Annotated in this window: 19 protein-coding genes; 14 read left to right on the top strand and 5 right to left on the bottom strand. The window is 68.8% G+C overall.

Annotated elements, in window-relative coordinates:
- Positions 1-8 precede the first annotated feature (8 nt).
- The 8 genes from F8178_RS12250 (at position 9) to F8178_RS12215 (ending at position 8,991) form a co-directional block, all read left to right on the top strand.
- On the top strand, positions 9-1,043 hold the full coding sequence (locus F8178_RS12250) for a heme o synthase (RefSeq protein ID WP_317494885.1): 1,035 nt from the start codon (positions 9-11) through the stop codon (positions 1,041-1,043).
- A 230-nt stretch (positions 1,044-1,273) separates the two neighbouring features.
- Positions 1,274-3,622: a UvrD-helicase domain-containing protein gene (locus F8178_RS12245; protein WP_317495086.1), complete on the top strand. Its 2,349-nt coding sequence runs from the start codon at positions 1,274-1,276 to the stop codon at positions 3,620-3,622.
- Between the two features lie 115 nt (positions 3,623-3,737).
- Positions 3,738-4,322: an FKBP-type peptidyl-prolyl cis-trans isomerase gene (locus tag F8178_RS12240; RefSeq protein ID WP_317494884.1), complete on the top strand. Its 585-nt coding sequence runs from the start codon at positions 3,738-3,740 to the stop codon at positions 4,320-4,322.
- 181 nt (positions 4,323-4,503) lie between these two features.
- Entirely contained in the window at positions 4,504-5,211 is a 708-nt protein-coding gene (locus tag F8178_RS12235; RefSeq protein WP_317494883.1) for a LuxR C-terminal-related transcriptional regulator, read from the top strand.
- A gap of 693 nt (positions 5,212-5,904) precedes the next feature.
- On the top strand, positions 5,905-6,294 hold the full coding sequence (locus F8178_RS12230) for a hypothetical protein (RefSeq protein ID WP_317494882.1): 390 nt from the start codon (positions 5,905-5,907) through the stop codon (positions 6,292-6,294).
- Between the two features lie 41 nt (positions 6,295-6,335).
- Positions 6,336-7,115, top strand: coding sequence for a hypothetical protein (locus F8178_RS12225; RefSeq protein ID WP_317494881.1), 780 nt, complete (start codon positions 6,336-6,338; stop codon positions 7,113-7,115).
- Positions 7,112-7,822 (top strand): ABC transporter ATP-binding protein, encoded by a 711-nt coding sequence (locus F8178_RS12220; RefSeq protein WP_317494880.1) that lies wholly within the window; start codon positions 7,112-7,114, stop codon positions 7,820-7,822. Before F8178_RS12225 ends, F8178_RS12220 begins: the two co-directional genes overlap by 4 nt.
- Positions 7,819-8,991 carry an ABC transporter permease gene (locus tag F8178_RS12215; protein ID WP_317494879.1) on the top strand — a complete coding sequence of 391 codons (1,173 nt, stop codon included), beginning with the start codon at positions 7,819-7,821 and terminating at the stop codon, positions 8,989-8,991. The genes F8178_RS12220 and F8178_RS12215 overlap by 4 nt, the downstream gene beginning before the upstream one ends.
- Before the next feature lie 12 nt (positions 8,992-9,003).
- On the opposite strand, the gene F8178_RS12210 is transcribed toward F8178_RS12215, so the two are convergent.
- Positions 9,004-9,969 carry a quinone oxidoreductase gene (locus tag F8178_RS12210; RefSeq protein WP_317494878.1) on the bottom strand — a complete coding sequence of 322 codons (966 nt, stop codon included), beginning with the start codon at positions 9,967-9,969 and terminating at the stop codon, positions 9,004-9,006.
- A 102-nt stretch (positions 9,970-10,071) separates the two neighbouring features.
- On the opposite strand from F8178_RS12210, the gene F8178_RS12205 reads away from it, so the two are divergent.
- A complete protein-coding gene (locus tag F8178_RS12205) occupies positions 10,072-10,401 on the top strand; it encodes a hypothetical protein (protein ID WP_317494877.1) in 330 nt (109 codons plus the stop codon).
- Positions 10,398-11,291: a hypothetical protein gene (locus F8178_RS12200; protein WP_317494876.1), complete on the top strand. Its 894-nt coding sequence runs from the start codon at positions 10,398-10,400 to the stop codon at positions 11,289-11,291. Before F8178_RS12205 ends, F8178_RS12200 begins: the two co-directional genes overlap by 4 nt.
- Here the strand turns inward: F8178_RS12200 and F8178_RS12195 are convergent.
- From F8178_RS12195 to mptB, 4 genes are all read right to left on the bottom strand, one after another.
- Positions 11,228-12,253, bottom strand: a complete 1,026-nt coding sequence (locus tag F8178_RS12195) for a COX15/CtaA family protein (RefSeq protein ID WP_317494875.1) — start codon at positions 12,251-12,253, stop codon at positions 11,228-11,230. The genes F8178_RS12200 and F8178_RS12195 overlap by 64 nt on opposite strands.
- Positions 12,254-12,381: 128 nt before the next feature.
- A complete protein-coding gene (locus F8178_RS12190; protein WP_317495085.1) occupies positions 12,382-13,131 on the bottom strand; it encodes an ABC transporter permease in 750 nt (249 codons plus the stop codon).
- A gap of 77 nt (positions 13,132-13,208) precedes the next feature.
- Positions 13,209-14,153 (bottom strand): ABC transporter ATP-binding protein, encoded by a 945-nt coding sequence (locus F8178_RS12185; RefSeq protein WP_317495084.1) that lies wholly within the window; start codon positions 14,151-14,153, stop codon positions 13,209-13,211.
- A 143-nt stretch (positions 14,154-14,296) separates the two neighbouring features.
- The gene (gene mptB / locus F8178_RS12180; RefSeq protein WP_317494874.1) at positions 14,297-15,934 is read right to left on the bottom strand and encodes a polyprenol phosphomannose-dependent alpha 1,6 mannosyltransferase MptB; all 1,638 of its coding nucleotides are present in this window, start codon (positions 15,932-15,934) and stop codon (positions 14,297-14,299) included.
- Positions 15,935-16,175: 241 nt separating this feature from the next.
- Here mptB and F8178_RS12175 point away from each other — a divergent pair, with 241 nt between their 5' ends.
- The 4 genes from F8178_RS12175 to sufC all read left to right on the top strand — a co-directional run bounded on the left by F8178_RS12175 (position 16,176) and on the right by sufC (position 20,622).
- Positions 16,176-16,988 carry a metalloregulator ArsR/SmtB family transcription factor gene (locus F8178_RS12175; protein WP_317495083.1) on the top strand — a complete coding sequence of 271 codons (813 nt, stop codon included), beginning with the start codon at positions 16,176-16,178 and terminating at the stop codon, positions 16,986-16,988.
- Positions 16,989-17,096: 108 nt separating this feature from the next.
- Positions 17,097-18,560: a Fe-S cluster assembly protein SufB gene (sufB, locus tag F8178_RS12170; protein WP_317494873.1), complete on the top strand. Its 1,464-nt coding sequence runs from the start codon at positions 17,097-17,099 to the stop codon at positions 18,558-18,560.
- Positions 18,560-19,771: a Fe-S cluster assembly protein SufD gene (gene sufD, locus F8178_RS12165; protein ID WP_317494872.1), complete on the top strand. Its 1,212-nt coding sequence runs from the start codon at positions 18,560-18,562 to the stop codon at positions 19,769-19,771. The genes sufB and sufD overlap by 1 nt, the downstream gene beginning before the upstream one ends.
- A gap of 80 nt (positions 19,772-19,851) precedes the next feature.
- On the top strand, positions 19,852-20,622 hold the full coding sequence (gene sufC / locus F8178_RS12160) for a Fe-S cluster assembly ATPase SufC (RefSeq protein WP_317494871.1): 771 nt from the start codon (positions 19,852-19,854) through the stop codon (positions 20,620-20,622).
- Positions 20,623-20,657 lie beyond the last annotated feature (35 nt).

The raw sequence follows: 20,657 nt of genomic DNA, 5'->3' as shown, positions 1-20,657 counted from the left end.
GGAGTGACATGACGTTGGTCAACGCTGGCTCGTCCAGCGAGCCGGGTGCCGACGTCGAGTCCCCGCGTTCCGGCGCGGCCCCTGGTGAGGACGCTGGGCAGCGCCGGGCGTCACGTGGCCGCCGGGCGGTGGCGGTCGGCGGTTGGCGGCGCGGCCTACAGCGCGTCGGGGCGTACGTCGCGCTGGCCAAGCCCCGGGTTATCGAGCTGTTGCTGGTGACGACGATTCCCGCGATGTTCCTGGCAGGCAGGGAGATCCCGTCACCGTGGCTGGTATTGGCCACGCTCGCGGGCGGAACGATGGCGGCGAGCAGCGCCAACGCGCTGAACTGCGTGCTCGACGCGGACATCGACAAGGTGATGAACCGCACCAAGAAGCGTCCGCTGGTGCGTGACTCGGTGCCGAGGAGCCACGCGTTGGTCTTCGGTCTCGCGTTGGGCGTGGGCTCGTTCAGCGTGCTGTACCTCACCGTGAACACGCTCGCTGCGCTGCTCGCCGTCGCCACGATCGCGTTCTACATCGGCGTGTACACCCTGCTGCTGAAGCGGCGCACCGCGCAGAACGTGGTGTGGGGCGGCGCCGCCGGCTGTATGCCGGTCGTCATCGGCTGGGCCGCGGTGACCGGGACCGTGGAGTGGCCCGCGTTCGTGATGTTCGGGGTCATTTTCTTCTGGACCCCACCGCACACCTGGGCGCTGGCGATGCGCTACCGGGAGGATTACGAGCGTGCGGGCGTGCCGATGCTGCCCGTGGTCGCCAGCCCGGTGCACGTGGCGCGGCAGATCGTCGTCTACTCCTGGGTCATGGTGGGCTGGACGCTGTTGCTTGTGCCCGCGACGAGCTGGATCTACGCGCTGTTCGCCATGCTTGCTGGCGGCTGGTTCCTGTTCTACGCGCACCGGCTGTACGCGGCCGTGCGCGACGGCGAGAAGACCAAGCCGATGGCGCTGTTCCACCGCTCGAACACGTACCTGATGATCGTGTTCTGCGCGCTCGCGGTGGACGCCGCGATCGGACTGCCGGCCCTCGGCTTCCCGCTGTAGCGCCGCACCCCGGCGGCGGACAGCGTTCTTGCTGGCGAGCCCGTTCAGTACTGGGGTACGTTGGATGGTCGGCGTCTCCGGCTGCGTCGCGATCCGCTGAGTCCCCGGACGGGATGTGATCCGGCGGCCAGCCGTGCTCGCCCGCGGACGGTTCGCCCGTGGCACCGGAGGAGCAGACAAGTGGGGGTGTGGTGACCGCATCCGGCCAGCACGACACGACCGGCACCGGTATCTGGCGGAACCAGCGGGACGGCGACGATCCGGCGGACGACCTCGCTGCCGAGCAGCGGTACGTCGCCAAGCTGTACCGGAAACTGGACGAGGAACGCCAGAAGGCCTCCCGCGAACTCGATCGCGCGCTCACCAGGGCGGGGAGCACGCCATGGGAACGGACCGAGCGGGACGTATCCGCCACGATGTACCGCGAGCGGCTGGCGCAGCTCGACGGGGTCGAGGCGGGGTTGTGTTTCGGCAGGCTCGACAACACCGATGGTGAGACCATCCACATCGGCCGGATTGGGTTGCTCGACGAGGATGGCGATTACGAACCGCTGCTCGTCGACTGGCGCGCCCCGGTGGCACGACCCTTCTATCTGGCGACGGCGGCCTCGCCGCAGGGCGTGCGGCGCAGGCGGCACCTGCGGTTGCGGCTGCGGAACGTGGTCGACATCGACGACGAGATCCTGGACCTCGACGCCGAGGACTCCGGCCGGGACCTGGGGCTGGCCGGGGAAGCGGCGTTGCTCGCCGCGCTCAACCGCCAGCGTGGCGAGCACATGCGCGACATCGTGGACACGACCCAGGCCGAGCAGGACCGGATCATTCGCGCCCCCGCCGCAGGCGTGCTCGTGGTGCAGGGCGGGCCGGGAACCGGCAAGACGGCGGTGGCGCTGCACCGGGTGGCGTACCTCCTCTACGAGCACCGGGAGTCGCTGTCCAGCCGCGGCGTGCTCGTGCTCGGGCCGAACACCACGTTCCTGCACTACATCGGCCAGGTGCTGCCATCACTCGGTGAGACGGGTGTGTTGCTCGCCACCATGGGTGACCTGTTCCCCGGCATCCGGGTGCGCAGCGCGGACAGCAGGGAAGGCGGCGAGATCAAAGGACGCACCGCCATGGTCGACGTGCTCGCCGCGGCCGTGGCGAGCAGGCAACGGGTGCCGGACGAACCGCTGACGGTGCACAGCGAGCGGGACACGTTGGTGGTGGATCCGGAGACCGTAGCGGCGGCCAGGGCCAAGGCCCGCGCGAGCGGCAAGCCGCACAACCTCGCGCGTCGGGTGTTCCGCGAGACACTGCTGGCCATGCTCGCCGAGCAAGCGGCGCACGGGTTGGCCACCGAGATCCTGGACGGTGTCCCGGACATCGGCTACACCGACGACGAGGATCCCGACACCGAGCTGCTCGACCGGCAGGACGTCGCCGATATCCGGGATGAGCTGGCCCGCGAGGAGGCGGTACAGCGGGTGCTGGACTGGCTGTGGCCCGAGTACACCCCGCAGCAGCTCCTCGGTGAGCTGCTGACCGATCGGGAGGACCTGGCTCGGGCGGCGGGCGAGGACCTGTCCGCGACGGAGATCGACGTGATCGTGCGCAGCAAGTCGATCGCCTGGACCCCCGCCGACGTCCCGCTGCTTGACGAACTGGCCGAGCTGCTCGGCGAGGACGACAGCGAGCGGCGCGCCCGCGCCGAGCACGCCGAACGGGAAGAACGGGCCTATGCCGAGGGCGTGCTGCACGTTCTGGAGCAGGACGACGAGCTGGCCGACGAGGAACGGCTGCGGGTCGCCGACATCCTGGACGCCGAGCTGCTCGCCGAGCGCGAGCGGGAGCGCAGCGAGCTGACGGCGGCGCAGCGGGCCGCGGCGGATCGCAGCTGGACATTCGGGCACGTGGTGATCGACGAGGCGCAGGAGCTCAGCGCCATGGATTGGCGGTTGATCATGCGCCGGTGCCCGAACCGGTCGATGACCGTGGTGGGTGATGTGGCGCAGACCAGCGCATCGGCGGGCGCGTCGAGCTGGGCCGAGGTGCTCGAACCGTACGTGGCGACCCGGTGGCGGCTGGCGGAGCTAACGGTGAACTACCGCACACCAGCCGAGATCGCCGAAGTGGCGGCTACCGTGCTCGCCCGGTTCGCACCAGCGATGTCGCGTCCGCTGCCGGTTCGGCACGCCGGGAACGAACCCTGGCAGGTGGAGCTGGCTGGCGAGCCGGTCGAATCCCGCCTGCCTGACCTGGTGGCCGCGGAGCTGTCGATGATGCGGGAAGGGACGCTCGGCGTGCTGTGCCCCCGGCAGCGACAGCCCGAGCTGTCCAGTGGGCTGTCGCGGGGGATGCCCGGAACGCAGGACGGCGCCGACAGGGTGTCGTTGCTCACCGTGGAGCAGGCCAAGGGGCTGGAGTTCGATGAGGTCGTGGTGGTCGCGCCGGACGAGATCGCCGTCGAGTCCGAGCGGGGGCTAAACGATCTCTACGTTGCCCTGACCAGGGCTACGCAACGGCTGGGAGTGGTGCACCCCGGTACAGCGGGCGGCGGCGTGCTGGACGGCGTGATTGGTACGAGCACGCATCGCTGACCTGACCTGCTCCGGCCCCGGGGTCCACGGCAGCAGGGGCGGCATTGTCATACCGGTCTCGCGTGCCGACCCCGTCCGCAGAGCGGCCGGTTGGTCGACCGCTAAGCTAACGGCCATGCGGAAACCAGGCACAATCGTCACGGCGGTAGCCGCAGCGCTCGTCCTCGGCGCATGCAGCCCGCCCGGTGAGCAGGAGTCGGATGAACCGCCAGGCACGGACCTGACCCCGGTCGAGCCGGCGGACGCCGACGACACGGACGACGCCGACGACGAGGATCACTGCACGGCCGAGGATTTCACGGTGGACGGCGATCCCGGTGAACGACCGGAGATCACCGTGCCGGAAGACTGCGCGGCACCGGAGGAGTTGCTCGTCGAGGACCTCGAGGAGGGCACGGGAGCCGAGGCGCAGGAAGGCGACACCGTCGAGGTGCACTACGAGCTGGTGACCTTCTCCGACGGCGAGTGGGTCGACGGCTCGTGGGAACGGGACGAGACCTTCAGCGTCGACAACGTCGGCCAGTCGGAGATGGTGATCGACGGCTGGAACGAAGGTCTGCTCGGCATCGCGGAGGACACCCGCAGGCTGCTGGTGGTGCCGCCGGAGCTGGGCTATGGCGAGCAGGGCAGCCCACCCGCGATCGGCCCGGACGAGACCCTGGTGTTCGTCATCGACGGGGTATCGGTCACCGGCGGCTGAGAATCGATACTCGGCTCGGCGGGCACCATGGGGGTGCCCGCCGTCGGGGCTGTGAAGCGTGCTGCGAGGCGCGGGAACCCTGGATGGGACCGCCCCGTGGTCGATACGATCTGAGCGAGTCGTGTACGTACCGTCGGGCCCCGCCGCGCGGGGCCCGACGGGATCTCATCATGGGGGCTTCGTGGACGATCATTCCAGGCCAGATGTTCGTTCTGGGGACGGTAAGTACCTTGACATCGTGGTGGTGACGCCTCGTTCGATTGGTGGTGTTGGCGCCATCTCGCTAATTCAAGCGGATCCTGGACTGCGGTTAGTCGACGTTATCGATAACCATCACAGTCTAGCTGCGAGACTCGCCGAGTTACGCTACGACGTCGTTGTCGTTGATACGGTTACGTGCGGTTGGTCGAATCTCCGTCACTGGAGTGAGGAACTGACACGATCGGCGACAATCGCACCGGTGATCGTTGTCGGCCGTGCGGTGTCGATTCCGCAGGACGTGACGTCGCTACGCGATGGCGCTATAGCAGGCATTATCACCGTAGACGATCAAGCGGGACACCTTCGAGATGTGGTGCACACGGTATGCGACGGTACGACCTGGGTGAGTCCACGAGTGGGTGAGTCGCTGCTGCGAATCTTTCAGGGAACCGGGGACGACACATTGAACGGAATCGAATTGAGTCGCCGGGAGGAAGAGATCGTATCTCTGGTGGCAGATGGGTACACGGACCGGAAAATCGGCCAGCTAAAGCACTTGAGTGAACGCGCTGTAAAATATCATGTGTCGAATCTTATCAACAAGTTCGGCGCATGTAATCGTGCGCACCTGGTGAGGAAATGGTTGTGCGCACGCTGGGCGGGTCTGCTTGCTGCTAGCTACGAGTGAACTGGTCGTTCGGGTAACGGCGGTGTGCCTGAAAGATACGGGACATCATCCACCTCGTGTCACACAATGGTGTGTGGCGCCGCGCCGACGGCGTCGACAACGGTCGTACACTGGGAGGATCAATGAGGTTGGCAACCAAGTTCGTCGCCGGGGCGGCGAGCGTTATCACGATGTCCCTGCTCGGTCTCAGTGGGGCACAAGCCCAGGATCAGACGCACATCGGTGGTGAACTTAATCGAGGCGGTTATCTCGTACAGTACAGCAATTACCGGACACATACCTACACTGGTCCGATCGTTTTGGATTTATACGATAATACTGCTACGTATACAAGATTGGGCTTGCGTGACACAGCCAACGACCAGTTCACCAGGACAAACCAATGGAATGGGACCGGGACGCAAACATTCAGGCTGCACGATGGGTCGACCACGATTCCCTCAGGGAAGAGGTTCGCATTTAACGGGCGAATGGGAGAAGCGAGGTGGTGGCAGGATAATACCTGGGCTGGCCATCTAACTTATTGAACTTACTGAGCGAGAGCCGAGTGGTGGGCGAGTGTGTGTTGGCTCACCACTCGGCTCGCGAGCGACACACAGCCGAGGCAAGCCTATGCGAACATCACGGGTAGCGATCACGATGGTGGCGCTAGCAGCGTTGACCGCGTGCTCTGATTCGGGCGGGGATGGGCTGATGGACGCCGAGGAAGCGCGCGCCGAATACGAGCATGCCCAGCACGATCTCGAACTGCCGGACGGAATGGAGTTCCCCGACGAGTATCCGCCTGCGAGCGATGAGCCCACTCGTTACGAGGAAGGGCACGGCCAGGGATTCGCTGAATCGTTCTATATCTGCGCGTGGCAACGGGAGTGGCTGGACGTCTACGCCGAGGACGAGGACGCCGCCAGGGAAGCGTTGGCGATGCTGCACGAGGCGCGTGATACACGTTTTATGCGTGAACAACTCGACGATGCGGGGCGGGAGCTGTACGACGAGTACCTGAGCCAGGCGGAACTCGGCGACCCCAGCGGAATTCGTCACGATGTGGAGTTGAACTGCACTGGGCGGTTGAGTCCGGAATGAGGTACGCGATACGGCTCGTTCGGCTCGTCGTAGCTACGGTGGTGACGGTCGCAGTGGTGGCCTGCGGCGAGGACGGGGCGTCCGAGCGGTCGGTGCCCGAACTGGAGCCGCGGTCGGACATCACCCGTACGGTTACCGCCGAGCAGCGGGATGTGGTCAGTGTGCTCACCCTCGATGCCCAGGTGGTGGCGAACCCGCGGTTCATCGTGGCGGCGCCGGAAGATGGAACGCTGGTGGTGGAGCGTACCGAAGGGGAGCGTCTTGGCGCGGTGCTCGCTGGCGAGGAGCACGACATCGAGCTTCCCAGCCAGGCTTCGCTGGAAGAGTGGCTGGTCGACGACGGTGAGGACGTTGTCGAAGGGTTACCGGTCGCCACTGCCACATGGACCGGTTACGGCGTCGTCGCTGAGGTCGCCCCCGAAAAGGCGCACCGGCTCTACGGCGAGCTCGGTCCGGTGCGTGTCGAGATCCCGTCCGGTCGGGGGCCTTTCGACTGCACGCTGCTGGGCACGGTCCAGAGTGCGGACTCCAGCGGGGACATGCGGGTGGTGTGCGCACCGGATGACGAGGTGCGCGTGCACGCTGGCGCTCCCGCACTGATGGGGGTCACCACAGGCCGGGCTGAGGACGTCGTCGCGGTGCCGGTCGAGGCCGTGGCGGGGGTCACCGGCACCGGCTCGGTGGACGTGGTGGACTCGGACGGTGAGCGAGTCACCCGGGAGGTGGAGCTCGGGATCACCGACGGTGTGGTGATCGAGGTCCGCGCCGGCCTGGATGGCGGTGAGGAACTAGCCGTGCCCGCACCAGGGGTGGGGTCGTGACTGCCCCGCTGATGGCGATGTCGGGAATCGGGAAGTCCCTCGGACAGGGCGCTACCCGGCAACGGGTGCTCGACGGGATGACCGTGGACGTCTACGAAGGGCAGAGCATGGCGATCCTCGGTCGGTCGGGATCGGGCAAGAGCACATTGTTGAGCCTGATGGCACTGTTCGACTCGCCGGACGAGGGCTACTACGAGCTGGACGGTCGCGACGTTACCCGGGTGCCCGATGCGGTCGCCGCAAGGCTGCGCAGCGACACTTTCGGTTTCGTCTTCCAGCGGTTCTATCTGCTCCACCACTTGACCGCCGAGGAGAACGTCGCGGTTCCGCTGCTCAACGGGCGCGACTGGACGCCAGGCCGCAGGCGTCGCGAGCGGGCTCGCGCCGTACTGGCTGAGGTCGGTCTCAGTGAGCTGGCATCACGCTACCCGGCACAGCTCTCCGGTGGCGAGCAGCAGCGAGTGGCCATCGCCAGAGCGCTGCTACGCCAACCGCGTCTCGTGCTGGCAGACGAACCCGTCGGCTCGCTCGACTCCGTGACCGGCTCGGAGGTCATCGAGCTGCTGCGTGGGCTGACACGGCGGGGATGCGGGGTGGTCATGGTCACCCACGACGAAAGCTACGCCAACCGGATGGATCGGGTGTTACGCATCGCGGACGGCCGCGTGGTGAGTGACGGCACCGGAGGCAAGCGGTGCGGCCGATGATGACCGGTGTCCGCACGGCTGCGGTCGTCGCCACACAGGGTTTGCGAGCGCGCCCGCTGCGAAGCGCGCTGGCGGTACTGAGCCTGTTCGTCGGCGTGCTGGCCATTACGGTGGTGCAGGCTTCGTCCACGGTGGCCGAGCGAGCCGTGGTGAGCCAGGCCGAGCGCTCGTCCGGTCACGCACCGACCTACACGGCGTCGTTCTCACCGGGCGATGTCCGCACCGTGGCGGAGCTGGAGACGCTCACCCGGGGGACCGACGCGGTGGCGGTGGTGACGGCGCAGGGAGCGCTCGGGGATACCCGTGATGTTCACGACGGCGCGCACCTGGGGCTGGAGCTGATGGCGATGGACGGCGACATCCGGACCATCCGTCCCTTCCGAGTTCTCGCCGGGGAATGGTTGACCTTCGCCGATCAACCCACACTCGCGCCGCGGTTGGTGTTGAACGAATCCGCCGCCGAGCTCCTGACCGACCGGGAGGTGCACGCGGAGCTGCGCATCGGCGAAGATGGTCCTGCTCCCACTCCGCGGGTGCTCGGTGTGGTCGACGACGGTGACGGTCAGCCCATCGCCTACACCCGCCTGGACGAGGCGCTGCGGTGGAGCCCGGCCCTACTGGAACGCGCAGGCGTGACCGTGACGGTGCACGATCCCGGCTCGCGGCAGCGGACCACGATGGCGGCACGGATCGGTGCCATGGAGCTGGGTGGTGACGTGACGTTCGCCCGAACCGACACGGTGGAGCAGCAGGCCGACAGTCTGGCGCTGGTGCGGACACTGTTCACCGTGCTGGCGGGAGTCGCTGTGGTCGTCGGCACACTCGGTATCCTCAACATCGGGCTCGCGACGGTGCGTGAGCGGGTGGACGAACTGGCGCTGCGGCGCGCCGTCGGTGCCGGGCGAGGACACCTGGCTGGCATCGTTCTGGCTGAGGCGCTCCTGGTCGGCGCGGTCGCCGCCGCCGCTGCCATCCTGGTCTCACTGCTGGCCACCGGGCTGGCCACCGACCTCCTCTACCGCGGTATGCCGGACGGTGCCGGGCTCGCGTTCCCGGGGGCAGCGGTGCTGCTTGGCACCGGAGTCAGTCTGGGCGCCGCGCTACTGGGTGCGGCCGTTCCCGCCTGGCAGGCCGCTCGCATCCCGATCGCGCGGGTGATGCGGGCATGAGAACCGCCCCGGCTACGGCAGCAACAGCAGCTTGCCGGTGGTGCGCCGGGCCTCGAGGTCGGCGTGTGCCCGCGCGGCGTCGGACAGCGCGTAACTGCCGCCGGTGCGGATCGTCAACCGCCCGCCTGCGAGGGCATCGAAGATCTCCCCGGCTCGCCACTCCAGCTCCTCCCTGGTGCGGACATAGTCGGCCAGCTTGGGCCTGGTGAGAAACACCGACCCCGCGCTGTTGAGCCGCTGGGGGTCGAACGGTTCGACCGGCCCGCTCGCCGCGCCGAACAGCGCGAGCATGCCCCTCGGGCAGACCGAGGCGAGGCTCTCGTCGAAGGTCGCGCGGCCCACACCGTCGTAGACCACGTCGACCCCCCGGCCACCGGTCAACGAGCGGACGCGGGAGCTGAAGTCCTGGTAGCCGATGACCTCGTCCGCACCCGCGCTGCGGGCGAGCCGTTCCTTCTCCGTGGTCGACACCGTGGTGATCACCGTCGCCTTGCGTGCCTTGACCAGCTGGATCAGCAGCAGGCCGACTCCACCGGCTCCGGCGTGCACCAGGACGGTCTCGCCAGCGGCGACGGGGTGCACCGAGGCCACCAGGTAATGGGCGGTCATGCCCTGCAGCATCGCGGCGGCCGCGGTGGCGCTGTCGATGCCGTCCGGCACGGGAACAGCCTGTTCGGCAGGTACCCGCACCTGCTCGGCGTAGCTGCCGAGGGTGTGCCCCCAGGCGACCCGGTCGCCCACGCGGAAGCGATCGACCCCGCTACCGAGGGCGCTGACCGTGCCCGCACCCTCAAGGCCGGGAACGAACGGGAGCTCAAGCGGGTAGGCACCGCTGCGGTGATAGGTATCGATGAAGTTGACCCCTGCGGCGTCGACATCCACCAGCAGCTCTCCCTGCCCCGGTTCGGGGACGTCGCGTTCGGTGTAGGTCATCACCTCGGGGCCGCCCGTCTCGGTGACTCGAACGACTTTCGGCATCCGTGCTCCCTTCCCGTGCCGCCCGCGTTGGTGAGCGGGAACACGCGTGGCCCCCCTCCCGTGGCACCCCGCGGCGCGCGGCACTGCCTTACACTGTGCACCGTGGCTGACACGGTAGCGGAGCAGAACACGGGAACCGATGACGCGCCGAAGCAACGGGATGTCGCCGTCGCGCGGCGGTTCGTCGCCGAGCACGGCAGCCCCGCCCGCGGCGTGGTGCAGGGTATCGGTCGCAGCGGGGTGCGGGTCGTGCTGGTCGGCGCAGACGGTGCGATGGGCGATGTACTGGTGCCGTCGGTGCGGGCGGGCGAGGCGCTCATCGACCGCGTCGACGGGCTGGAGCGCGCGAACTGGGACGCGGAGACGGTCAACGCCACCGACATCGGACCCGAGCGCCGTCGCCGGATGGGGCGGTCGCTGACGCGGGCATGACGGCCCGTCCGACCGTCCACCTCGCGACCTGCGCCAAGCTCCCTAGCGGCGACGGTGACGAGACCGGGTTGCCGCGTGCGTTGTCCGAACGGGACTGTGCGGTGCGCTGGATCGTCTGGGACGATCCGTCGAACCCGGTCGCTGCTGCCGATCTCGTGGTGCTGCGCGCGACGTGGGACTACCCGGAGCGGCGCGCGGAGTTCCTGGCGTGGTGCGAGTCCGTCCCCCGGTTGTGCAATGCCGCCGGGGTGGTTCGGTGGAACACCGACAAGGCCTACTTGCTCGATCTCGAAGCGGCGGGCGTACCCGTCGTGCCGACCGAAGTCGTGCCGCCCGGCGCCACGCCGCGCTGGCCCGATACGGAGTTCGTGGTCAAACCCTCCGTCGGCGCGGGATCCCGCGGGGCGCGCCGGTTTCCCTCTGGGGGATACGACGCCGCGAGCGAGCACCTGAACACGGTGCACAGCAGGGGAGTGGCGGCGTTGGTGCAGCCCTACCAGCCGTCGGTGGACACCGACGGCGAGACGGCCGTGGTCTTCTTTGGTGGTGCCTACTCGCACGCCTTCGGTAAGGGACCCATGTTGACACGCGCGGCTGCCACAACCGGGGCCGACGGGTCCGGTTTGTTCCTCGCCGAGAAGCTCGCCACCGCCGAGCCAGACGGTGACGTGCGCCTGCTGGCCGAGGACACACTGGACGCTACGAGCGGCATTCTCGGCGTGTCACGTTCGGAGCTGCTCTACGCCAGGGTGGACGTGGTGCGGGACGGCTGCGGCCGTCCCGTGGTGCTCGAAGTGGAGCTCAGCGAGCCCTCGCTCGGGCTGCGTCAGGCAGGACCCGAGGCCACCGCGCGGTTCGCGTCGGCCATCGCGGCGCGGCTCGGTGGCTGAGGCGCGTCACCGCGGTCGCGTCCCGCGCACCACAGCGAGGCGGTGGCGATGAGCACGGCGAACGAACCCAGCACGTGCAGCGACACCAACGGCTCCGGCACCCCGAGGCGGTACTGGACCACCCCGAGCACGCTCTGCGCCAACGCCAGCGCCCACACCACGGCGTAGCGCCGCCGGAAGCCCGCCGATGCGCCGCCGCGGGCCGCCTGCAGCCCGATGGCGATCAGCACCAGCAGAAACACCCCCAGTGCCGCAGCGTGCACGCCGGCCACGACATCGATGGGCGCGTCGAGCCGCTCGGTGTCCGGATCCCCCGCATGCGGGCCCGCACCGGTGAGCACCGTGCCCGACACCAGGACCACCGCGATCGCGACACCGAGGGAGACCAGCAACGCGCGCCCCCGCGCCCCCAGGTGGAACCGTGCGGGTTCGTCGCCCTCATGGAAGGCATGGGCCAGCAACACGGCGAGCCACACCAGCACCGTCGAGGCGAGGAAGTGGGTCGCCACCATCCACCAGACCAGATCCCACATGACCGTCAGCGCCCCGATACCGCCCTGGGCGGCGACCCCGGCCACGATCGTCCACCCGAGCACCACCGGTCGTCTGCGCTCGGGGTGTGCCTGGCGGATCCGCCACGCGGTGATCAGCGCGATGCCCGCGACGAGGATGACGATGATGGTGAGCAGTCGGTTGCCGAACTCGATCCACTGGTTGAGCATCGGATACTCGGGATTCTCGTACGGCAGCATCGCGCCCGGCTGGCATTGCGGCCAGGTCGGGCAGGCCAGCCCCGAATCGGTGACACGGACGATCGAACCCGTGACCCCGATGCCCGCCTGGGTCGCGACGGTGGCAATCCCGATGGCGGTACGCGCCGCCGCCGACGGGTAGGGCACACGGGAGATCAGCGCGCTGGGGGATACGCGCCGCACGCGAGATATCAGCGAACTGGCGGACACGCGTCGATGGTATGTGGTGCGTGATCGTCGGTGTTGATGACCCCGTTCCCGGTGTGACCCGGCCGACCACCGGGTAGGCGGGAGCCGGAAGCGCGTGTGCCGTTGGCAGGCCGCGGGCGCGGCGCGTCTCAGGTCAACCGGGTGGTCCTTGTCGCAAGCGCTGCGGCTGCCGCGGCCCACAGCGCCAGCACGACAAGGGCGGGCCACGAGGTGGTGCCGTCGAGCAGCGCCACCCGCAATCCCTCGGCCAGCGCACCGGAGGGGAGCAGCAGGACGACCTCGGCGATGCCGGGCGGCAGCACCTCGGGCACCAGCAGAATCCCACCGGCCAGCAGCAGCACGAACCAGACGATGTTCGCGACCGCCAGCACCACGTCGGCGCGCAGCGCGCCGCCGAGCAGCACACCGAGGGCACCGAACGCGGCTGTACCGAACATGATCAGCGCCGCGGCTGGAGCGAGTCCCGCGAGCGCGGGCGCCCAACCGAGTGCCAGTGCCACGGCACCGAGCACCAGCACTTGCAGCCAGACCACCACCAGGGCGGCGACCAACCTGCCGCAGACGAGTAGCCAGCGCGGCAACGCCGTCGCCGAGAGCCGTTTGAGCACGCCGTACTTACGGTCGAAGCCCAGCGAGATGGCCTGGCCGGTAAACGCCGAGGACATCACGGCGAGAGCCAGGATGCTAGGAGCCACCCAGCCGACCCGGGAAGCGACCTCGGTGCCAGCCGCGCCGGTAGCCGAGGACTCGGGCGCGGGCAGCACGTCGAGCAGGCTCAACCCGACGAGCAGTGCGAGGGGGATGAGCACCGTCAGCAGTAGTTGTTCGCCGTGGCGCAGCGTCAACAGCGTCTCGACCCGAGCGTGCGCGAACAGCATCCCCGGCCGGCTCCCCGCTCCGGGGGCGGGGGTGAACGTGCCCGGCGGGAACCGGCCTGGTGTGGGCTCGGCGCCGCTCACGACCGCAACTCCCTGCCGGTGAGTTCCAGGAAGACCTCTTCGAGATCGCGGTTACCGACGTGCAGCTGCTCGGCGAGCACGCCCTGCTGGGCGCACCAGGCGGTGACGGTCGAGACCACCTGTGGGTCGACGTGCCCGTCGACGCGGTAGGTGCCCGGGCTCAGCTCCCGTACGCGGTAGCCCTCGGGCAGCGCGTCGACGAGCAACCCGGTGTCGAGCCCGGCCTGGGCTCGGAACCGTACGTGACCGCCGTCCCGCTCGGCGCACGTCAACGATCGCGGGGATCCCTCCGCGATGATGCGCCCGTTGTCGATGATCACGACACGGTCGGCGAGGGTCTCGGCCTCCTCCATCAGGTGCGTGGTCAGCAGGATGCTGACTCCGTCGGCGCGCAACGCGCCGAGTAGCTCCCACACGAGCCGTCTCGCCTGCGGATCCATCCCCGACGTCGGCTCGTCGAGGAAGACCAGCGACGGTCTACCCACGATGGCGCAGGCCAGCGACAGGCGCTGTTGCTGGCCGCCGGAGAGCCGTTTGAACGCCACTCGCCGGTGATCGTGCAGGCCGAGGATGCGCAGCAGCCAGTCCACATCGAGTGGCCGCGCCGCGCAACGGGCGATCAGCCGGAGCATCTCCTCGGCACGGACACCGGGATAGGCCCCGCCGCCCTGTGGCATGACGCCGATCATCGGGCGCAGCGTGGCCGCCTCGGCGACGGGGTCGAGGCCCAGTACGCGCGCGGTCCCGGCATCGGGGCGTAGATGTCCCTCGCAGATCTCCACGGTCGTCGTCTTACCGGCGCCGTTGGGCCCGAGCAGGGCCAGCAGCTGGCCACGCGGCACGGCGAGGTCGATGCCGTCCACGGCAGTGACGGTGCCGAACCGCTTCACCAGCCCGGAGATCTCGAGCGCGGATCGATCGCCCCCGACGCTCGGATCCAGCTGGGGGAGGGACGACGTACCGGACTCGTTCACAACACTCAAGGGTAAAACCTCGCTTCACGGCACCTCACCGCGCCGGTCACCGTGGTGACGTGCGACGCCCTCGGCCTGGGGGTCGGTGGATCAGGATCAGGTCAGGGAAATCACGGTGCGGGTTCACCGCGAGACCGCTGCGCCAGCGGCTGCAACGCGGTCTTCGGCAAAATCGGCACCGCACGCGCGAGTAGTAGCAGCGCGATCACGATCACCACGGCCGCGGCCAGGTAGGCCTGGGACAGCACGTACTCCCGGCCGTCGAAGGTGCTCCCTGTCGGGGGGATCACCATCGCCATGGCGGCACTTCCGGCAGCGGCGACGACCCGGAAGCGAGCGGTGGCCGCGGCTGCCGCCAGTGGCACCACCGCCCACAGCAGCCACCAGGGATGCAGCGAAACGTGGAGGGTGACGATGGCCGCCATGGCGATGCCCAACCCGATGACGGGGCGCAACCGCCAGCGGAAGCTGTCGAGCAGCAGTTTGACGGTGAGCGCACCGGCGACCAGTACCCCCAGGGTCGCCAGCACGCTCGCCAGGGCATCGGTGTGATCGCCGAGCCCGAGGTGGGCACCGAGCAGGCCGCCGAGGTTCGCCAGCTGCGACACCGGGGAAAGCCAGGTGCGGATCCGCGCTGGGGTGCTCAGCGACTCGAACCAGCCGAATCCCAACCCCGTGGCCAGCGATACGGTGACCACCACCGTGACGAACACGACGGTCAGCGCCAGCGCGGCGCGGGCGAGGTCACGGAGCCGCCCGTGCCACCTTCTGGCGATCATGACGCCGTAGAACCCCAGCGCGACGGCCGCCTGGATCTTGATGGTCGCCGCCAGGCTGATCAGCACAGCGCCGATGAGCAGGCCAGCGAGCTCGCCGTTACGCAGCGGGGGCGGTCGGTCGCCGGAAACCCGCACCGGCAGGCGTGCCAGGCCCACGGCGATGCCGGTCAGCATCAGACCGATGGCGATGGCCTCGTTGTGTACGCCGGCCACCAGGTGGAACAGCACCAGCGGGTTGGCCACCCCCAACCAGAGCGCCGTGACGGGTGGCACGCCGAACCGGCTGGCGAGGCGGGGCAGTGCCCACACGATCAGCCCGATCCCGATCAGCGCGAGCACCCGATGCGCGAGGACCCCGAGAATCACGCTGCCGCCGCTGACCGAGTTGAGCCAGCTGCCGATGGTCAAGAACAGCGGGCCGTAGGGGGCAGGGGTGTCGCGCCAGACGTTGGACACACCCATGGTGAAGGGGTCGTCGACGCCGAGTGCCGCCGCGGGGCCGAGCGTGTAGGGATCCATACCGCGTCGGACGATCTCGCTCTGCGCCAGGTACACGTAGGCGTCGCGGGAGAACAGCGGGGGGACGAGCAACAGCGGGACCGACCAGCACGCCAGCGTCCCGATCACCTGCGCCTGCGAGGCGGTTGTCGGCCTGCCGGGCCGGGTGAACCGGCCGAGCAGCAGCCACGCGGCGACCATGATTCCCATACCCGCGAAGGCGAGTGCCAGCGACACCGTGGTGGCCCGGGAGAACAGTCGCAACACCGCGATCTCGTGCACCGGGTTGAGTACCGGGGCGGCTCCCGCTCCCAGCGAGCCCGTGGCCAGCAGCAGCGAGCCCGCGATACCGAACCTGCGGATCAGGGTCAGGCTGCGTCGCTCACCGGTCTCCAGCGCGCCATGTGGGGCTGCCGGGGCTGCCTCCCGGCCCCGATCCGCCGGGTGCGCTGCGTCGCGAGCCGTCGCCACGCGGGCAAGCGTATCGGGTGCCTGTGTCGCGGGCTGCCTGCCTGCGGGAACCGCGGTCCCGCCAGTCGCCGACCTCACCCGGCGACCACCATGGGTGATCCACATCACCGCTGGCGGGACTGGCTTTGCCGTGGCCGCCGAAATACGACACACTTGTGTTGTGGAATTAAGTGGAGCTGTCGACAACGTCGCCAAGCGGGACGGCGAGCCGGGCGTGACCGGCCGTCCCGCCAGTGGTGACGTGGTGGCGGCATCCGCCGCCGCACCGGCGCCCGCCGCCGCACCTGCCACGCACGAGGGCGGGACCCGGCACGAGGTCGCCCGCCTGCTGTTGGAGGAGGGGCCGATCACGGCGGCCGCGGTGGCCGACAGGCTGGGTATCAGCCCGACCGCGGTACGCAGGCATCTGGACGCGCTGCTGGCCGATGGGGAAGCCGAGACGCGGGAGGCTCCCGCGCGGCTCCGCAGGGGTCGCGGGCGTCCGGCCAGGTTGTTCCTGCTCACCGACGCGGGCAGGGCCCGGTTCGGGCACGCCTACGACGATCTGGCGGTGTCGGCGATCAGGTTCCTCGCCGAGCACGGCGGGCAGGAGGCGGTGCGCAGCTTCGCCGAGCACAGGGTGACTAAGCTGGTCGGTCCGTACCGGGAGACCGTCACCCGACAGCCGGACGTCGCCTCCCGTGCGGAGGCGCTGGCGACCGCGCTGAGCCGGGAAGGTTACGCTGCGTCGACGGCTGCGGCGGGCAGCGGTGAACAGCTGTGCCAGCACCACTGTCCGGTCGCGCACGTGGCTGCGGAGTTCCCGCAGCTGTGCGAGGCGGAGACCGAAGCGTTCGCCAGGCTGCTCGGCACGCACGTGCAGCGGCTGGCGACGATCGCACGCGGCGACGCCGCGTGCACCACGCACGTCCCCGTGGGCACTACCGAGGGCTCGCGGGGCAAGCACACAGGAGCCTGGGCGGGCTACTCCCGTGGCGGTGGCGAGGGCGATCCGAACACCGCTCGCGAGGCCGCGGATAGTCCCGTGGACGGCCCGGAACCCGACCGGGCCTAGCCGAAGCGGCGGGGATCGGTCCCGAGCGGCCGGGAACAGCCGGGAACAACCAGGCATAGCCAGGAATAGCCCGAACATGGTGAACGAAGGAGACGGAGGGGAGCCCGCATGACTGCCGCTGCAGAGCAGCCCACCACCGCGGTGCCGACGTCCCAGGGACAGCAGCTGTCCCAGGAGGAGACCATCGAGTCTCTCGGCAGGTACGAGTACGGCTGGGCCGATACCGACGTCGCAGGCGCGAAGGCCCGTCGCGGGCTGGATGCCGACGTCGTCCGGGAGATCTCGGAGAAAAAGGACGAGCCCGAGTGGATGCTGGAACGGCGCCTGAAGGCCCTCAAGCTGTTCGACCGCAAGCCGATGCCGACGTGGGGCGCCGATCTGTCGGAGATCGACTTCGACACGATCAAGTACTTCGTGCGCTCCACGGAGAAGCCCGCGCAGAGCTGGGACGACCTGCCGGAGGACATCCGCAACACCTACGACCGGCTCGGTATCCCGGAGGCCGAGAAGCAGCGGCTGGTGGCAGGGGTCGCGGCGCAGTACGAGTCCGAGGTGGTCTACCACCAGATCCGTGAGGACCTGGAGAAGCAGGGCGTGCTGTTCCTCGACACCGACACTGGGCTGCGCGAGCACCCCGAGCTGTTCGAGGAGTACTTCGGCTCGGTGATCCCCGCGGGGGACAACAAGTTCTCGGCGTTGAACACCGCAGTGTGGTCCGGCGGTTCGTTCATCTACGTCCCCAAGGGCGTGCACGTGGACATCCCGCTGCAGGCCTACTTCCGGATCAACACCGAGAACATGGGCCAGTTCGAGCGCACGCTGATCGTCGTCGACGAGGATGCCTACGTCCACTACGTGGAAGGCTGCACGGCGCCGATCTACGACTCCGACTCGCTGCACTCGGCCGTGGTGGAGATCGTGGTCAAAAAGGGCGGGCGGTGCCGCTACACCACGATCCAGAACTGGTCGAACAACGTGTACAACCTGGTGACCAAGCGTGCCAAGGCCGAGGAAGGTGCCACCATGGAGTGGGTCGACGGCAACATCGGCTCCAAGGTGACCATGAAGTACCCGTCGGTGTTCCTGACCGGTGAGCACGCCAAGGGTGAGGTGCTGTCGGTGGCCTTCGCAGGCGAGAACCAGCACCAGGACGCAGGCGCGAAGATGGAGCACCTGGCGCCGCACACCTCCTCGTCGATCGTGTCCAAGTCGGTCGCGCGCAACGGTGGCCGCACCTCGTACCGCGGCCTGGTCAAGGTGGCCAAGCGCGCCCACCACGCGCGGTCCACGGTCAAGTGCGACGCGCTGCTGGTGGACAACGTGTCGCGGTCGGACACCTACCCCTACGTCGACATCCGCAACGACGACGTGTCGATGGGGCACGAGGCGACCGTGTCGAAGGTCAGCGACGACCAGCTGTTCTACCTCATGCAACGGGGGCTGACCGAGGACGAGGCCATGGCGATGATCGTGCGTGGTTTCGTGGAGCCCATCGCCAGGGAGCTCCCGATGGAGTACGCCCTCGAGCTCAACCGCTTGATCGAACTGCAGATGGAAGGAGCCGTCGGCTGATGACAGCCACGGGTGTCGAAGAGAACTACTCGGGTACGCCTGCCACCGCGGGCGCGGACAGCAACGTCGCCACCGCCGTCGAGGCGGCCGGAACGGCCGCCTCGCGCGGTGAGCGGTTCACCGGTTTCGATGTCGAAGCCTTCGAGGTGCCCAGTGGCCGGGAGGAGAACTGGCGCTTCACCCCGATGAAGCGGCTTCGCGGCTTGCACGACGGCTCGGCCGTGGCCGATGGCAAGGCGGTCGTGGACGTCGAGGGGCCCGCCGAGGTCTCGGTCGAGACCACCGACCGCGCCGATGGCAGGCTCGGCGCCGCGGGCGCACCGAGCGACCGGGTGTCCGCGCAGGCATACAGCTCGTTCACCAACGCCACCGTGGTGACCGTGCCTGCCGAGTCCGTGCTGCAGTCGGCCACCACGGTGCGCGTGACGGGTCCGGGTGAGGGCAAGACGGCCTACGGCCATCTGCAGATCCGCGTGGAGCAGTTCGCCGAGGCCGCGATCGTGCTCGATCACGTCGGTTCCGGTACCTACGCCGACAACGTCGAGTTCGTCGTCGGCGACGGTGCCAAGCTCACCGTGGTGTCGGTCCAGGACTGGGCCGACGACGCGGTGCACGTCTCGGAGCAGCACCTCAAGCTCGGCAGGGACGCGACGCTGAAGCACACCGTGGTCACCCTCGGCGGTGACCTGGTCCGGATCTCGCCGACGGCGCGGTATGCCGGCGCGGGCGGGGACGTGGAGATGCTCGGCCTGTACTTCGCGGACGCGGGCCAGCATCAGGAGCATCGCCTGCTGGTCGACCACGCAGTGCCGCACTGCAAGTCGAACGTGCTCTACAAGGGTGCGCTGCAAGGCGACGGCGCACACGCGGTGTGGATCGGTGACGTGCTGATCCGCGCGGCCGCTGAGGCGACCGACACCTTCGAGCTGAATCGGAACCTGGTGCTGACCGAGGGGGCGCGCGCCGACTCGGTACCCAACCTCGAGATCGAGACCGGCGAGATCGAGGGAGCCGGGCACGCCAGCGCCACCGGCCGGTTCGACGACGAGCAGCTGTTCTACCTGCAGTCGCGGGGAATCCCCCACGACCAGGCGCGCAGGCTCGTGGTGCGCGGTTTCTTCCACGAGATCCTGATGAAGATCGACGTAGCCGACGTGCGGGAGCGGCTCGAGGCGGCCATCGAGGCCGAGCTCGAGGCGGTCAACGTCTAACGCCGCCTCGCGCCGCCTGCGCCGCGGGCGCCGGCCCACAAGACCACAATTGGACGGTTGAGAGTAGGAAGCAAGCATTCATGGCCACTCTGGAAATCAAGGACCTGCACGCCAGCGTCACGACCGACGAAGGCGCCACGCCGATCCTGAACGGTGTCAACCTGACGATCGGATCCGGTGAGACGCACGCGATCATGGGGCCGAACGGCTCGGGCAAGTCGACGCTGTCGTACGCCATCGCGGGTCACCCGCGCTACGAGGTGACGTCAGGCGAGGTGCTGCTTGACGGTGAGAACGTGCTGGAGATGGGCGTCGACGAGCGAGCGAGGGCCGGGCTGTTCCTGGCGATGCAGTACCCGGTCGAGGTACCCGGCGTGTCGATGTCGAACTTCCTGCGCAGTGCCGCGACCGCCGTCCGAGGCGAGGCCCCCAAGCTGCGGCACTGGGTCAAGGAAGTCAAAGACGAGATGGCCAAGCTGGGCATCTCCGGCGAGTTCGCGGACCGCAGCGTGAACGAGGGATTCTCGGGCGGCGAGAAGAAGCGGCACGAGATCCTGCAGCTGAGCCTGCTCAAGCCGAAGTTCGCGGTGCTGGACGAGACGGACTCGGGGCTGGACGTGGACGCGCTGCACGTGGTCTCGCAGGCGGTCAACGAGTTCCGCGCGAACAGCGACGCCGGGATCATGCTGATCACGCACTACAGCAGGATCCTCAAGCACGTCGAGCCGGACTACGTGCACGTCTTCGCCGACGGCCGGGTCGCCGAATCGGGTGGCAAGGAGCTCGCCGACGACCTCGAGGCGAGCGGCTACGCGAAGTTCACCGGCAAACAGGAGCCTGCGAAGATTTGAGGCACCCACAGCGAGACGCGCGGCAGCCGGGGCAG

Origin of the sequence: Haloechinothrix sp. LS1_15 (genome assembly GCF_033042135.1) — a bacterium.
Classification (GTDB): domain Bacteria; phylum Actinomycetota; class Actinomycetes; order Mycobacteriales; family Pseudonocardiaceae; genus Haloechinothrix.
Note: the sequence above shows the minus strand (reverse complement) of the source record. Positions and strands in the feature narration are given on the sequence as shown.

Bases quoted from the DNA above. Each gene is read 5' to 3' on its own strand.
- sufD (WP_317494872.1), top strand. From the start codon at position 18,560: ATGACAGCCACGGGTGTCGAAGAGAACTACTCGGGTACGCCTGCCACC.
- F8178_RS12250 (WP_317494885.1), top strand. From the start codon at position 9: ATGACGTTGGTCAACGCTGGCTCGTCCAGCGAGCCGGGTGCCGACGTC.
- F8178_RS12240 (WP_317494884.1), top strand. From the start codon at position 3,738: ATGCGGAAACCAGGCACAATCGTCACGGCGGTAGCCGCAGCGCTCGTC.
- F8178_RS12210 (WP_317494878.1), bottom strand. From the start codon at position 9,969: ATGCCGAAAGTCGTTCGAGTCACCGAGACGGGCGGCCCCGAGGTGATG.
- sufC (WP_317494871.1), top strand. From the start codon at position 19,852: ATGGCCACTCTGGAAATCAAGGACCTGCACGCCAGCGTCACGACCGAC.
- F8178_RS12230 (WP_317494882.1), top strand. From the start codon at position 5,905: ATGGACGCCGAGGAAGCGCGCGCCGAATACGAGCATGCCCAGCACGAT.
- F8178_RS12215 (WP_317494879.1), top strand. From the start codon at position 7,819: ATGATGACCGGTGTCCGCACGGCTGCGGTCGTCGCCACACAGGGTTTG.
- sufB (WP_317494873.1), top strand. From the start codon at position 17,097: ATGACTGCCGCTGCAGAGCAGCCCACCACCGCGGTGCCGACGTCCCAG.
- F8178_RS12200 (WP_317494876.1), top strand. From the start codon at position 10,398: ATGACGGCCCGTCCGACCGTCCACCTCGCGACCTGCGCCAAGCTCCCT.
- F8178_RS12190 (WP_317495085.1), bottom strand. From the start codon at position 13,131: ATGCTGTTCGCGCACGCTCGGGTCGAGACGCTGTTGACGCTGCGCCAC.